Origin of the sequence: Gilliamella bombi, from assembly GCF_900103255.1 — a bacterium.
In the GTDB taxonomy this organism is placed as follows: domain Bacteria; phylum Pseudomonadota; class Gammaproteobacteria; order Enterobacterales; family Orbaceae; genus Gilliamella; species Gilliamella bombi.
This window is the reverse complement of sequence record NZ_FMWS01000048.1, coordinates 240-730: the sequence shown is the minus strand read 5'-3', so window position 1 is coordinate 730 and position 491 is coordinate 240. Positions and strand designations below refer to the sequence as shown.

General features: G+C 33.8%; 1 pseudogene (only partly in view). It reads right to left on the bottom strand.

The window, feature by feature from the left end:
* Positions 1-329: 329 nt before the first annotated feature.
* Positions 330-491, bottom strand: a pseudogene (locus B9N71_RS13690) (IS3 family transposase) (its annotated part continues 79 nt past the right edge of the window); the annotation flags it as partial.

The following is a 491-nucleotide window of genomic DNA, read 5'->3' as shown; positions in this document are numbered from 1 at the left end:
TTATCGACCCGTATTTTTAATAAATATCCATGATATTCGGTCAGTTTATCTAAGTAACGGGTAATTCTTTCTGCCGGTAAACTGACTGCAATATCAATGCCTAGCGCCTCACGATTAAAGTCCTCTATCACATTGAATGTTCTCAAGTTCACATTGCGTTAATCTTTGCCTCTAGTTAGTATTTCGATTCATTCTATGCTGAACATTTTTCTTAGATACCTCTTTTATCAAAGTAATAATTGATCTTTGCAAAAATATTAGACAGTGCCCACCGCTATCATTTTATTGTTTTGGTAAAATTGCTATTCATATTGCTGCGGCGATATCTAGCCTTTGGCTGAAAGACGACGAATACGATTATAATAGATTTCAATATATTCAAATAGTGCTTTATTAGCCTGCATCCTCGTTTCATAATAACAACAATGAATAATATGGGGTTTGAGTGTATGAAAAAACTTTCAACAACAGCATTATCAAAGCAGTTTCCT